General features: G+C 56.8%; 13 protein-coding genes, 1 other RNA gene and 1 pseudogene. 8 read left to right on the top strand and 7 right to left on the bottom strand.

Annotated features, from left to right (window positions below):
* Positions 1-28: 28 nt before the first annotated feature.
* Positions 29-397, top strand: a complete 369-nt coding sequence (locus ABLV76_RS09115; RefSeq protein ID WP_017900662.1) for a DUF805 domain-containing protein — start codon at positions 29-31, stop codon at positions 395-397.
* Between the two features lie 40 nt (positions 398-437).
* Here the strand turns inward: ABLV76_RS09115 and ABLV76_RS09110 are convergent, their stop codons facing one another.
* Positions 438-1334 (bottom strand): LysR family transcriptional regulator, encoded by an 897-nt coding sequence (locus ABLV76_RS09110; protein WP_004144865.1) that lies wholly within the window; start codon positions 1332-1334, stop codon positions 438-440.
* Between the two features lie 104 nt (positions 1335-1438).
* Here ABLV76_RS09110 and ABLV76_RS09105 point away from each other — a divergent pair, with 104 nt between their 5' ends.
* Positions 1439-2140 carry a pirin family protein gene (locus ABLV76_RS09105; protein ID WP_004206132.1) on the top strand — a complete coding sequence of 234 codons (702 nt, stop codon included), beginning with the start codon at positions 1439-1441 and terminating at the stop codon, positions 2138-2140.
* A gap of 24 nt (positions 2141-2164) precedes the next feature.
* Positions 2165-2332, top strand: coding sequence for a hypothetical protein (locus tag ABLV76_RS09100; RefSeq protein ID WP_004206134.1), 168 nt, complete (start codon positions 2165-2167; stop codon positions 2330-2332).
* A 73-nt stretch (positions 2333-2405) separates the two neighbouring features.
* Here the strand turns inward: ABLV76_RS09100 and ABLV76_RS09095 are convergent, their stop codons facing one another.
* Positions 2406-2816 (bottom strand): Spy/CpxP family protein refolding chaperone, encoded by a 411-nt coding sequence (locus tag ABLV76_RS09095; RefSeq protein WP_004206135.1) that lies wholly within the window; start codon positions 2814-2816, stop codon positions 2406-2408.
* A gap of 315 nt (positions 2817-3131) precedes the next feature.
* Here ABLV76_RS09095 and ABLV76_RS09090 point away from each other — a divergent pair, with 315 nt between their 5' ends.
* Positions 3132-3596 (top strand): OB-fold putative lipoprotein, encoded by a 465-nt coding sequence (locus ABLV76_RS09090; RefSeq protein WP_064795013.1) that lies wholly within the window; start codon positions 3132-3134, stop codon positions 3594-3596.
* A gap of 225 nt (positions 3597-3821) precedes the next feature.
* Here the strand turns inward: ABLV76_RS09090 and rnpB are convergent.
* The 4 genes and pseudogenes from rnpB to garL form a co-directional block, all read right to left on the bottom strand.
* An RNA gene (gene rnpB, locus ABLV76_RS09085) (RNase P RNA component class A) lies at positions 3822-4204 on the bottom strand.
* Between the two features lie 32 nt (positions 4205-4236).
* Positions 4237-4373, bottom strand: a pseudogene (locus ABLV76_RS09080) (glycerate 2-kinase); the annotation flags it as partial.
* Between the two features lie 68 nt (positions 4374-4441).
* Positions 4442-5332, bottom strand: a complete 891-nt coding sequence (gene garR, locus ABLV76_RS09075; protein ID WP_004206137.1) for a 2-hydroxy-3-oxopropionate reductase — start codon at positions 5330-5332, stop codon at positions 4442-4444.
* Between the two features lie 26 nt (positions 5333-5358).
* Positions 5359-6129 carry a 2-dehydro-3-deoxyglucarate aldolase gene (garL, locus tag ABLV76_RS09070; RefSeq protein WP_065696785.1) on the bottom strand — a complete coding sequence of 257 codons (771 nt, stop codon included), beginning with the start codon at positions 6127-6129 and terminating at the stop codon, positions 5359-5361.
* A gap of 564 nt (positions 6130-6693) precedes the next feature.
* On the opposite strand from garL, the gene garD reads away from it, so the two are divergent.
* Positions 6694-8265, top strand: a complete 1572-nt coding sequence (gene garD, locus ABLV76_RS09065; protein WP_004206139.1) for a galactarate dehydratase — start codon at positions 6694-6696, stop codon at positions 8263-8265.
* A 200-nt stretch (positions 8266-8465) separates the two neighbouring features.
* Here garD and rsmI read toward each other — a convergent pair whose 3' ends face one another.
* Positions 8466-9329, bottom strand: a complete 864-nt coding sequence (gene rsmI / locus ABLV76_RS09060; protein WP_048325820.1) for a 16S rRNA (cytidine(1402)-2'-O)-methyltransferase — start codon at positions 9327-9329, stop codon at positions 8466-8468.
* A gap of 63 nt (positions 9330-9392) precedes the next feature.
* On the opposite strand from rsmI, the gene ABLV76_RS09055 reads away from it, so the two are divergent.
* The 3 genes from ABLV76_RS09055 to diaA are packed head-to-tail and all read left to right on the top strand — an operon-like array spanning position 9393 to position 12461.
* Complete coding sequence (locus ABLV76_RS09055; RefSeq protein WP_065696783.1) at positions 9393-11501, top strand: penicillin-binding protein activator; 2109 nt, start codon at positions 9393-9395, stop codon at positions 11499-11501.
* Positions 11459-11845 carry a YraN family protein gene (locus tag ABLV76_RS09050; RefSeq protein WP_004206155.1) on the top strand — a complete coding sequence of 129 codons (387 nt, stop codon included), beginning with the start codon at positions 11459-11461 and terminating at the stop codon, positions 11843-11845. The genes ABLV76_RS09055 and ABLV76_RS09050 overlap by 43 nt, the downstream gene beginning before the upstream one ends.
* 25 nt (positions 11846-11870) lie before the next feature.
* On the top strand, positions 11871-12461 hold the full coding sequence (diaA, locus tag ABLV76_RS09045) for a DnaA initiator-associating protein DiaA (RefSeq protein ID WP_002918211.1): 591 nt from the start codon (positions 11871-11873) through the stop codon (positions 12459-12461).
* The last annotated feature ends 7 nt before the right edge of the window (positions 12462-12468 follow it).

Genomic DNA, 12468 nt, shown 5'->3' with positions numbered 1-12468 from the left:
GTGATTGACGGTTAATTGAGGCGTAGAAATGGACTGGTATCTCAAGGTATTAAAAAACTATATAGGATTTGGCGGCCGTGCGCGGCGCAAAGAGTACTGGATGTTTATTCTGGTCAACCTCATCCTGACCGGCGTATTGAGCATCATCGATAAAATGCTGGGCTGGCAGCGGGCGGGCGGCGAAGGCATTCTGACGACCATCTATGGCATACTGGTCTTTTTACCGTGGTGGGCGGTGCAGTTTCGGCGTCTGCACGACACCGACCGCTCGGCATGGTGGCTGCTGCTGCTGTTGATCCCGGTCATCGGCTGGCTGGTGATTCTGATCTTTAACTGCCAGCGCGGAACGGAAGGCAACAACCGATTCGGGCCCGATCCAAAACCCTTTTCATACTAAATCTTCCTGCTCCTCCCGCTAGCGGGAGGAGCGTCCTCGACTATCTGCCGGCAAAAAGCTTAGGGATCTCGCGCAGGCACCAGGACTTCGCTTCGCCCATGCTGTCCCGTCGCCAGGCCATGATAATGTCAATTTCATTGGTATATTCCGGACTGACCACCCGCAAGCGTCCTTCGGCAATATCCTTCTCCACCAGCGGATAGGGCATGGTCGCCACGCCTAACCCGGCCAGCAGCGCCTGGCGCTTATCTTCAATGGTGCTCACCGTTAAGCGCGGCTGTTTATCCAGCAGTTGAACGGTGAGAACGGGCCGCTCGCGCGCGGTATCCGCCACCGCGACGCCACGGTATTTCACGCGGGTGACCTCAGAGAGCGGTTCAGGCTCCTGGTGGATCGGGTGGTCCGGCGCCGCGACGTACACGCTGAGCACCGAATAGAGTTTGCGCGAGTTAATCTCCGAGGAGGAACGAAAATGCATATCCGGCGCGACAACGATATCCGCCCGCCCCTGCTCCAGCCGCTCCCAGGCGCCGGCCAGCACCTCGGTGATAATCGACAGCTGAGTGTTGGACTTGGTCGCCAGTTTCTCAATCAGCGGAAACAGATCCGGCGTGGGCACCAGCGCTTCAGTGACGATCGTCAGGTGAGTTTCCCAGCCGCGTGACAGGGCTTCGGCGTCGGTGGTGAGCTTGTCCGCCGCCTCGAGCAGCACACGCCCGCGCTCCAGCAGCATCCGTCCGACATTGGTGAACTTTGTGCGATGACCTGAGCGGTCAAACAGCACCACGTCCAGCTCCTCCTCCAGTTTTTGCATGGTGTAGCTCAGGGCGGAAGGCACGCGTCCCAGCTCATCAGCCGCGGCAGCGAAGCTCCCGCGACGGTCGATCGCATCCATCACGCGTAACGCTTCCAGCGTTAATGCTCTCTCTTTGGCCATCGCTTTCTCATTCAGGAAATTTGAACATACCGGGCAGAATATCTGGCTAACAATACAGCGTCCATACCTTTACCATTGATTTAGTGTAAAGAGAGGTCAAGAACATGATTACTACCCGAACAGCCAAACAATGCGGACAAGCAGACTTCGGCTGGCTGCAGGCCCGCTACACCTTCTCCTTTGGCCACTACTTCGACCCGAAATTACTGGGCTTCGCGTCCTTACGCGTTCTCAATCAGGAAGTGCTGGCGCCAGGCGCTTCCTTCCAGGCCAGAACGTACCCAAAAGTCGATATCCTGAACCTGATTCTGGAAGGCGAAGCGGAGTATCGCGACAGCGACGGCAACCACGTGCAGGCCAAAGCCGGTGAAGCACTGCTGATCGCCACCCAGCCTGGCGTGAGCTATAGCGAGCATAATCTGAGCAAAGAGCAGTCGTTAACGCGGATGCAGCTGTGGCTCGATGCCTGCCCGCAGCGGGAAAACCCGTTGCAGCAGAAAATCGAGGTCGCCAACGCGCCGCTACAGCTGCTGGCCTCACCGGATGGGGGGAATAATAGCCTCCAGCTTCGCCAGCAAGCCTGGGTCTATCATATCGCGCTGGAAAAAGGTGAGCAGATCAACGTGCAATTGCATGGGCCACGCGCCTACCTGCAGTCGATCCACGGCACGGTCCATGCCGTCGCGCAGGAACAACCAAAACAGGCTCTCACCTGTGGTGATGGAGCATTTATTCGTGACGAAGCTAACATTACCCTCGTCGCCGATACGCCGCTGCGCGCTTTGCTGATAGATTTACCGGTGTAACAACGGAAGTGATGGAGTCTGTCAGTGAGTAAGAAGAAAAACAGAAAAAAGGCGTCTCCGACGCCGCTAGCCCCGACGCCGCCGGAAACCGTCGGCGTCGTCAGCTTTGGTTATGATGAGATGCTTAGCGAACTGGAAGCCATTGTTGCCGAGGCGGAGATTCGCCTGCGGGATGAAGAAAGTCTCGCCTGAACCTGCAGTATGGATTATTCGGCTATCCTTGATGACTTCCCACTTATATCGGCCCCGAAAGGGGCCGATGGCATTATTCACTCAGCGCGTCGGCAAGATCTTTTTTCACCTGGGTACGCTGCTCGGGTGTCAGTACCTGATTCACATCAAAATAGTACTTCACGCGATAATAACGTACCTGTTGATCAATTTTACTGAAAGCCGCCAGCTGATCCTTCACCGCTTTCTCATTCCATTTACCGGAATCAATCACGTTAATCAGCGCGCCATCTTTAATGTCTTGCTGTGAAATCTGCTGCACATTATTTTCCAGCTGCTGATGCAGGCTTTTAATTTTCGCCACCTGATCGCTGGTGAGTTTTAAGTGCTGGACAATAGGATCCTGCGCTGGCGCTGGCGCCGCCTGCACGTCCGCGGCCTGTGCCGTCAGAGAGAAACCGCTGGTCAGAAGGGTGGCGAACGCAATACGGGTTATTAATTTCATTGTCTTATCCTGATGTGAAATTGCCAGAAATAGCGGTTTATTATTTTACAGCCGGGAGTGAATAATTGTAAAAAATAATACCTAAAGATTATTTTAATTCGTGATAAGAATAAAAACACCAAACACATTGATTACATGAATGAGGTCACTATGTTAATTCGTACAATCCATACAACAACATTAACTCATCACCTTCAATTAAAGAAGCAGATCAAATAGTTGACAGTGGTGACTTTTTCTTTAATTTAATCAGCGCACATCACGTTATCCAGTGAATCAGGAATATCATTAAAAAAAATAAATAAGGAGATAGGTATGTTATTACGCTTCCGTGTATTACCGTTGGTATTTTTCATATCGTTATTAAGCGGCTGCGGCCTGGCCTCTAAAGCCTTTTATTCCGCAGGCGATAAATTATTTCAGCCGGGAGATGACGCCGTCGCTTCGATGCAAACGTATTCCGTCGCGCAGTTTCTGCAGCCGTTTACTCTCAATCCGGCGAAGGCCAGCAGCGATTATCTGGGTAAATGGGTTAAGGTGCGCGGCGTGATTGTCGACATTCGCAGAATGAGCGGCATCGCCGGCAGCTACTATTTTACCGTGACCATGCGCGATGAGCAGAATAAAACGGATAAACGTCTGACCTTTAATTTTGGATCGCATAACAGCGCAGACGTCGAGTCTTTAAGCAACGGCAGCATCGCCACGATTATCGGCCAGGTTCATCAGGTGCAAGATACCAGGATACCGACGCTACAGAATCCTAAGGTGGTTAAATAACGCTAGCTGACCGCTACGCCGCGCGTTTTTGGTATAGCGTCGTGGACAGTCATTCATTCGCGTCACGGATTCAGATAGCAAAAACCCCGCCGGAGCGGGGTTTTGACATAAAGAGGTGAAACTGACCGGTAAGCCGCGTGCTTTTGGTATAGCGTCGTGGACAGTCATTCATTCTGCGTCCGGTATTCAGATAGCAAAAACCCCGCCGAAGCGGGGTTTTCTAAGGAGTGAAACTGACCGATAAGCCGGGTTCTGTCGTGGACAGTCATTCATCTAGGCCAGCAATCGCTCACTGGCTCAAGCAGCCTACCCGGGTTCAGTACGGGCCGTACCTTATGAACCCCTATTTGGCCTTGCTCCGGGTGGAGTTTACCGTGCCACGGACTGTTACCAGCCGCGCGGTGCGCTCTTACCGCACCCTTTCACCCTTACCTGATCCCGCTTGCGCGGGCCATCGGCGGTTTGCTCTCTGTTGCACTGGTCGTGGGCTGTGACACCCCCCAGGCGTTACCTGGCACCTTGCCCTATGGAGCCCGGACTTTCCTCCCCTCCGCCCGTCTCCCCCCGAAGGAGGACGACGACGAAGCGGCGACTGTCTGGTCAGCTTCGGCGCGCAGTATAGTGGGTTTACCGCCCGTTGTCATCCCTCTGTCGTCATCCCGACCAGCAAGGTGGCGGCGATATTGCGCGATGCATGATAAATATTGTCCAACGCGCGCGAAACGCCGTTTCCTGCGTCGCAACTGAGGTTAACACGCGGAATACGGCATCAATACCGCGTCCATGCTCGCCCCCCCCGTGGCAGTCTGGCACTGTTGCACCAGGCCGCGCAGGGGCTCTTCTTGTTAGCGAGTCACTTCCACTTTCGCCAGCTTTTCGTAGTAGCATGCCAGCGCGCTATGGTCAGCGGTGCCCAGACCGTCCGCACGCAGCGCCTGCATCATCTCCATTACCGCCGCTGTCAGCGGCAGCTGAGCGCCCACGCCATGGGAGGTATCCAGCGCATTGGCCAGATCTTTAATATGCAGATCGATCCGGAAGCCCGGCTTGAAGTTACGATCCATCACCATCGGCGCTTTGGCATCCAGCACGGTACTCCCCGCCAGACCGCCGCGGATCGCCTGATAAACCAGATCCGGATTGACGCCGGCTTTGGTGGCCAGGGTCAGCGCTTCGGACATGGCAGCGATGTTCAGGGCGACGATCACCTGATTGGCCAGTTTGGTCACATTGCCCGCGCCAATGTCGCCGGTATGCACCACGGAGCCGGCCATCGCTTTCATCAGATCGTAATATTTGTCGAAGATCGCCTTGTCGCCGCCGACCATCACCGACAGGGTGCCGTCGATCGCTTTTGGTTCGCCGCCGCTTACCGGCGCGTCCAGCATATCAATACCTTTGGCCTTCAGCGCTTCGCTAATTTCCCGGCTGGCCAGCGGCGCAATAGAGCTCATGTCGATCACCACGGTGCCCGGTTTCGCGCCTTCAATAATGCCGTTTTCCCCCAGCGCCACCTCTTTGACATGCGGCGAGTTCGGCAGCATGGTGATGATCACATCGCACTGCTCGGCAATCGCCTTCGGCGTGGCCGCGGTCTCTGCGCCCGCGGCGATCACGTCGGCAATCGCTTCCGGATTACGGTCAGACACCACCAGCGAGTAACCCGCCTTCAGCAAATTTTTGCTCATCGGCTTGCCCATAATGCCAAGACCGATAAAACCCACTTTGATTGTCATATTGTTCTCTCTCTTCATCCTGGTGATTATTTTTTAAAGGCATCAGCAAGTTTCTGGGTTGCGGAACGGAAGACCCCCAGATCGCTGCCGACGGCGACAAAAGTGGCGCCCCACTCCAGGTAGCGCCGCGCATCGGCCTCTACCGGCGCCAGAATGCCGCTTGGCTTACCGTGCTTCTTCGCGCAGGCGAAGATATGCTGGATGGCGCGCTGCACCTCAGGATGGGCGGCATTGCCCAGATGACCTAACGCGGCGGCCAGGTCGCTCGGGCCGACGAACAGGCCGTCGACACCTTCGGTCGCGGCAATCGCCTCGACGTTGTCCACCCCGGTCTGGCTCTCAATCTGTACCAGAATGGAAATGTTTTTATTGGACTGGGCGAAGTAGTCCGGCACGGTGCCGAACATATTGCCGCGATGGGAAACGGAGACTCCGCGGATCCCTTCCGGCGGGTAGCGAGTAGAAGCCACCGCCTGCGCCGCCTGTTCCGCTGTCTCGACAAATGGCACCAGGAAGTTATAGAAGCCGATATCCAGCATGCGCTTAATGATGATGGGCTCGTTGGTCGGCACGCGCACCACCTGAGCGCTGGAGCTGCCTTTCAGCGCCATAAGCTGTGGGATAAGCGTGGTGACGTCGTTCGGCGCATGTTCCGCGTCCAGTACCAGCCAGTCGAAACCCGCCAGACCCAACACCTCGGTGCTGATCGGATTGGCCAGCGCGCACCAGCAGCCAATCTGCACCTGATGAGCCGCCAGCGCGGCCTTAAATTTGTTCGGGAAAATTGCGTTATCCATGATTTTTACCTTGCGTTAATCGTTGCTAACTTCTGCAATTCATTCGTTATATCACCAGCCCGGCGAGAGACCCCCATTAGGCTGGAAAAGCGTATCGCCTGACCCCAAATATTATCCGCAGAATAAACCAGCGAATGGGTGTCCTTTTTTATTTCCTGCCCTTGAGTCCGGAAAATGTAAGCCCATCGCAAATTAACCATCTTTTAATATTCGTTAGGTGACTGCTAAATTATTAACCCGCGATTAAAAGGCAAACCATGCGCATATCGGACGTCACAAAAACACGACTCAGTATAGTCAGCTCCCACTCGCCAGACACTATGCATAAACACAATATAAACACATTTTTTAAAGCCTTCGTTGGGCAATCGCCTTAAGCTATGGGCGCTAATCCACACTTCTTACGATTCCCCACCCTCCGCGCGCGTCCATGGCGACAAGGAGTGATTCAGATCACATCTTCACGCCGACACACCTGACATTCTTTATTTCATTATTCTGCTTAACAGCGCCAGAATTACCATTTAATGATATTTTTAGCACCTGTTTGGAGATAACTGGACAATGGCTGACATTTCAATTCGACAACAATCGCCTACCGCGTTTTATATAAAAGTTGACCCGACAGATAATGTGGCGATTATTGTCAACGATCGGGGATTAACCGCCGGAACGCGTTTCCCGGACGGCCTGACGCTCATCGAGCACATTCCACAGGGTCATAAAGTCGCCCTGGTGGATATCCCTGCCCACGGTGAAATTATCCGTTACGGAGAAGTCATTGGCTTGGCAATGCGCGACATCCCCAAAGGAAGCTGGATTGACGAGTCGTTAGTGGCGTTGCCCACCGCCCCGCCGTTGAACACCCTGCCGCTGGCCACCAAAGTGCCGGCCCCGCTGCCGCCGCTGGAAGGCTATACCTTCGAAGGCTACCGCAATGCCGACGGCAGCGTGGGCACCAAAAATCTGCTGGGTATCACCACCAGCGTGCACTGCGTTGCGGGCGTGGTCGATTACGTGGTGAAACTCATTGAACGCGACCTGCTGCCGAAATATCCCAACGTCGACGGCGTGGTGGGTCTGAATCACCTCTATGGCTGCGGCGTAGCGATTAATGCGCCAGCGGCGGTGGTGCCGATACGCACCATCCACAATATCGCCCTTAACCCGAACTTCGGCGGCGAAGTGATGGTCATTGGCCTTGGCTGTGAAAAGCTGCAGCCCGAGCGGCTGCTGCAGGGGACGGAAGATGTCAAAAGCATCCCGGTGGACAGCGCCAGTATCGTCAGCCTGCAGGATGAAAAGCACGTGGGCTTTAAATCGATGGTCGATGACATTCTGCAGGTCGCCGAGCGCCATCTGGCGAAACTCAACCAGCGTCAGCGGGAAACCTGCCCGGCTTCTGAACTGGTGGTGGGTATGCAGTGCGGCGGCAGCGACGCTTTCTCCGGCGTGACCGCCAACCCGGCGGTGGGTTACGCTTCCGATCTGCTGGTGCGCTGCGGCGCGACGGTGATGTTCTCAGAGGTGACCGAAGTCCGCGACGCTATCCATCTGCTGACGCCGCGGGCGATCAACGAAGAGGTGGGTAAACGCCTGCTGGAAGAGATGGCCTGGTACGATAACTATCTCGATATGGGCAAAACCGACCGCAGCGCCAACCCCTCACCCGGTAACAAGAAAGGCGGCCTGGCCAACGTGGTGGAAAAAGCGCTGGGGTCGATTGCCAAATCAGGAAAAAGCGCCATCGTTGAGGTGCTTTCCCCCGGGCAGCGCCCGACCAAACGTGGCCTGATTTACGCCGCCACCCCCGCCAGCGATTTTGTCTGCGGCACCCAGCAGGTGGCCTCTGGCATCACGGTGCAGGTGTTCACCACCGGCCGCGGCACGCCTTACGGACTGATGGCGGTACCGGTGATAAAAATGGCGACTCGCACCGAGCTGGCTAACCGCTGGTATGACTTAATGGACATTAACGCCGGCACCATCGCCACCGGCGAAGAGACGATTGAGGAGGTGGGGCTGAAGCTGTTCGAATTTATTCTCGACGTCGCCAGCGGACGCAAGAAAACCTTCTCCGATCAGTGGGGCTTGCATAACCAACTGGCGGTATTCAACCCGGCGCCGGTGACCTGATCGAGAGCGTAAGGCTTTAACCATTTTTAGCCCGGATTTATCCGGGCTTGTTGGCTAGGAATGCTGTGCGGCAAGGAAGGCGGGGCTGCACTTTTCATCCAACATTTCTTCCGACATTTCTTCCGACATGTCGGATGACGCTCAAGCCGCCCTTCACTATCTGAAGGGCGGCTTGCCAGGCTTTCACTGGTTTTACAGGATCACTCCCCCTGCTGCTCCAGGGCATACTTATACAACGCATTTTTCTTCACGCCGTGGATTTCCGCGGCCAGCGCGGCGGCTTTCTTCAGCGGCAGTTCCGCCTGCAGCAGCGCCAGGGTACGCAGCGCGGCCGCCGGCAGCGCCTCTTCCTGCGCCTTAAAGCCTTCGACGATCAGCACCATCTCGCCTTTGCGACGGTTTTCGTCTTCCTTGACCCACTCCACCAGCTCGCCAATCGGCGCGCCGTGGATCGATTCCCAGGTTTTGGTCAGCTCGCGGGCCAGCACCACATAGCGAGATTCTCCCAGTACCGCGCAGATATCTTCCAGACTCTCCACCAGCCGGTGGGTCGACTCATAGAAGATAAGGGTGCGCGGCTCTTCTTCCAGCGCTTTCAGGGTATCGCGACGGCCTTTCGATTTCGCCGGCAGGAAGCCTTCATAACAGAAACGGTCGGAAGGCAGGCCAGCGGCGCTCAGGGCGGCGATAGCCGCACAAGGACCCGGCAGCGGCACGACGCGGATATTGGCTTCGCGGCAGGTACGCACCAGATGATAGCCTGGGTCGTTAATCAGCGGCGTGCCCGCATCGGAGACCAGCGCGATGTTTTGCCCTTCTTTCAGTTTAGCGAGAAGTGTTTCCGCCTTTTGCTGCTCGTTATGGTCGTGAAGCGCAAATAAACGGGCGTTAATCGCAAAATGTTGCAGCAGCAAACCGGTGTGGCGGGTATCCTCCGCAGCAATTAAATCAACGGCTTGCAACACTTCCAGTGCGCGCTGCGTGATATCAGACAGATTTCCTATCGGAGTGGGCACAATATAGAGCTGCCCCTGAGAATTATCCGCTGATTCGTGTTGTTTCATTGTCTCGTCCGTATTGCCGATTTAATATTGAGCATTGAGCCAAAAAAATATCACTGGACACTTATGGTACCGTCAACATTTCTTCGTTCTAAGCCCGCGCGCTGTCTGCCCGTATTGCTGGCGACTCTTCTTTTTGCTGGCTGCGGCACCCACACGCAGGATCAAAGCACGGCGTTTATGCAGGGTACGTCGCAGGCCAACTCCAGTTTCTACTTGCAGCAGATGCAGCAAAGCACGAATGATAGCAAGACCAACTGGCAATTACTCGCCATTCGTGCACTGCTGCAGGAAGGAAAGCAGCAGCAGGCCATCGACCTGTTTAACCAGCTGCCGTCAAACCTGGACAGCACCCAGGCCCGTGAACAGTCACTGCTGTCGATAGAAGTGAAGCTGGCGCAGAACGACTATCAGGGTGCCCGTACTCTGCTGGCTAAGCTTGACCCGGCAAGCCTGGAGCAGCCTCAGCAGGCGCGCTACTGGCAGGCGCAAATCGATGCCAGCCAGGGCAAACCCTCGGTGACTCTGCTGCGCGCCTTAATCGCCCAGCAGCCGCTGCTGAGCGATGCCAAACAGCGCCAGCAAAATATTGACGCGACCTGGCAAGCGCTGACTGCGATGACCCAGGATCAGGCCAATGCGCTGGTGATCAATGCCGATGAAAACACCCTCCAGGGCTGGCTGGATCTGCAGCGGATGTGGTTTGACAACCGCAACGATCCCACGCTGCTGAAAGCCGGCGTCAAAGACTGGCAGACGCGCTACCCGCAAAACCCTGGCGCCAAAATGCTGCCAACGGCGCTGGTGAACATGCAAAACTATAAGCCCGCCTCCATCAACAAGATTGCGCTTTTCCTGCCGCTGAACGGCCAGGCCTCGATCTTCGGCCGCACCATCCAGCAGGGCTTCGAAGCCGCCAAAAACGGCGCGCCGTCGGTGACGGGCAGCGCGATTCCCGCTCAGGTCGCTCAGGCGGCGAACACGTCCGGTAACGATGACGTGGTAAGCCCGTCGCAGGCGGAAATTAGCGATCTGACGGCTGCCGGAAGTCGCGCCGAACCGGTGCAGGCCCCGGCGCAAACTCAGGCAACGCCAGCGGCGGAGCCGGCGGCTCAGGCGCCGGAAGCGACCACCACGCCGCAGACCACCGCGTCCCCGGTCACCCAGCCGGTCACCGCCCCGGCCGCACAGCCGCAGCCAGTGGTCGCCACCGCCGCCAATCCCTCTGCGGAACTGAAAATTTACGATACCACCAGCCAGCCGATCGGCCAGCTCCTTGCCCAGGCTCAGCAGGACGGCGCCACCCTGGTCGTCGGGCCGCTGCTAAAAGAGAATGTCGAAGATGTTCTCAAGAGCAATACGCCGCTCAACGTGCTGGCGCTCAACCAGCCGGAGAAGGTCGAAGGCCGCGCTAATATCTGCTATTTCGCGCTGTCACCGGAAGACGAAGCGCGTGACGCCGCCCGACACATCCATCAACAGGGCAAACAGACGCCGTTGCTGCTGGTTCCGCGCGGCGCGCTGGGCGATCGTGTGGTCAACGCGTTTGCCGACGAGTGGCTGAAGCTGGGCGGCGCCAGCGTCCTGCAGCAGCGTTTTGGCTCCACGGCGGAGCTGCGCGCCGGCGTTAACGGCGGAGGGGGCATTGCGCTGAGCGGCACCCCGGTCTCCACCCTGCCATCAGCGCAGAACAGCGTCCTCGGCACGGCGGATGAAATGCCGGTTAGCAGCGGCGGCAGCGTCGACGCGGCCTATATCCTCGCCACCCCGGAACAGATTGGCTATATCAAACCCATGATCGCGATGCGCAACGGCAGCCAGAGCAATGTCACCCTGTACGCCAGCTCGCGCAGCGCACAGGGAACCGCAGGTCCGGATTTCCGTCTGGAGATGGAAGGCCTGCAGTATAGCGAAATCCCGATGCTGGCTGGCAGCAACCCGGCGTTGATGCAGCAGGCGCTGTCTGCGGTGCGCAATGACTACTCGCTGGCGCGTCTGTATGCGATGGGCGCTGACGCCTGGTCGCTGGCAAACCACTTCACGCAAATGCGCCAGACGCCGGGCTTCGAGCTGAACGGGAATACCGGCGATCTGACGGCGACTCAGGACTGCGTGATTACCAGGAAACTGTCATGGCTCAAATACCAGCAGGGACAAATCGTCCCGGCCAGCTAAGCAAACAGACCGGCGATGCATGGGAAAACCGTGCTCGCCGCTGGCTGGAAAGCCAGGGCCTGCGTTTTATTGCCGCCAATGCTCGCGAGCGTGGCGGCGAAATTGACCTCATTATGCGCGACGGCGCCGTCACCGTCTTTGTCGAGGTGCGCTACCGCCGCAGCGCTCTGTACGGTGACGCGGCGGCCAGCGTCACCCCGCAAAAACAGCAACGCCTGCTTAAAGCCGCCCGTTTGTGGCTCTGCCGACAGAATGGGAGCTTTGAGACTGTGGATTGCCGTTTCGATGTGGTAGCCTTCACCGGAAACGACATCCAATGGCTAAAAAACGCCTTTGGCGAATAGCGTAATACCAGAAGTAAGGGATCCCGTGCTCGACAGAATCAAAGCCTGCTTTACCGAAAGCATTCAAACCCAAATTGCCGCAGCAGAAGCACTCCCGGACGCCATCTCCCGGGCGGCGATGACGCTCGTGCAGTCCCTGCTCAACGGCAACAAAATCCTCTGTTGTGGTAATGGCACTTCCGCCGCCAACGCACAGCATTTTGCTGCCAGCATGATTAATCGTTTTGAAACGGAACGCCCTGGTTTACCCGCCATTGCACTAAACACCGATAATGTGGTCTTAACTGCCATCGCTAACGATCGCCTGCATGACGAGATTTACGCCAAGCAGGTGCGCGCCCTGGGACACGCTGGCGATGTGCTGCTGGCAATCTCCACGCGCGGTAACAGCCGGGACATCGTCAAGGCGGTGGAAGCCGCCGTGACCCGCGATATGACTATCGTCGCGTTAACCGGCTATGACGGCGGTGAGCTGGCGGGCCTGTTAGGTCAGCAGGATGTCGAAATCCGCATCCCCTCACACCGCAGCGCGCGTATCCAGGAGATGCATATGCTGACCGTCAACTGTCTGTGCGATTTGATAGATAACACTCTTTTTCCACACCAGGACGATTAAGGAGAAC

The sequence above is a fragment of the Klebsiella sp. GB_Kp047 genome (assembly GCF_040065235.1).
Taxonomy (GTDB): Bacteria; Pseudomonadota; Gammaproteobacteria; order Enterobacterales; family Enterobacteriaceae; genus Klebsiella; species Klebsiella quasipneumoniae.
The sequence above is the reverse complement of the archived record's forward strand: the minus strand, read 5'-3'. Positions and strand labels throughout refer to the sequence as shown.

Bases quoted from the DNA above. Each gene is read 5' to 3' on its own strand.
- ABLV76_RS09110 (WP_004144865.1), bottom strand. From the start codon at position 1,334: ATGGCCAAAGAGAGAGCATTAACGCTGGAAGCGTTACGCGTGATGGAT.
- ABLV76_RS09095 (WP_004206135.1), bottom strand. From the start codon at position 2,816: ATGAAATTAATAACCCGTATTGCGTTCGCCACCCTTCTGACCAGCGGT.
- rsmI (WP_048325820.1), bottom strand. From the start codon at position 9,329: ATGAAACAACACGAATCAGCGGATAATTCTCAGGGGCAGCTCTATATT.
- ABLV76_RS09050 (WP_004206155.1), top strand. From the start codon at position 11,459: ATGGCTCAAATACCAGCAGGGACAAATCGTCCCGGCCAGCTAAGCAAA.
- garL (WP_065696785.1), bottom strand. From the start codon at position 6,129: ATGGATAACGCAATTTTCCCGAACAAATTTAAGGCCGCGCTGGCGGCT.
- ABLV76_RS09090 (WP_064795013.1), top strand. From the start codon at position 3,132: ATGTTATTACGCTTCCGTGTATTACCGTTGGTATTTTTCATATCGTTA.
- ABLV76_RS09115 (WP_017900662.1), top strand. From the start codon at position 29: ATGGACTGGTATCTCAAGGTATTAAAAAACTATATAGGATTTGGCGGC.
- garD (WP_004206139.1), top strand. From the start codon at position 6,694: ATGGCTGACATTTCAATTCGACAACAATCGCCTACCGCGTTTTATATA.
- ABLV76_RS09055 (WP_065696783.1), top strand. From the start codon at position 9,393: ATGGTACCGTCAACATTTCTTCGTTCTAAGCCCGCGCGCTGTCTGCCC.
- garR (WP_004206137.1), bottom strand. From the start codon at position 5,332: ATGACAATCAAAGTGGGTTTTATCGGTCTTGGCATTATGGGCAAGCCG.
- ABLV76_RS09105 (WP_004206132.1), top strand. From the start codon at position 1,439: ATGATTACTACCCGAACAGCCAAACAATGCGGACAAGCAGACTTCGGC.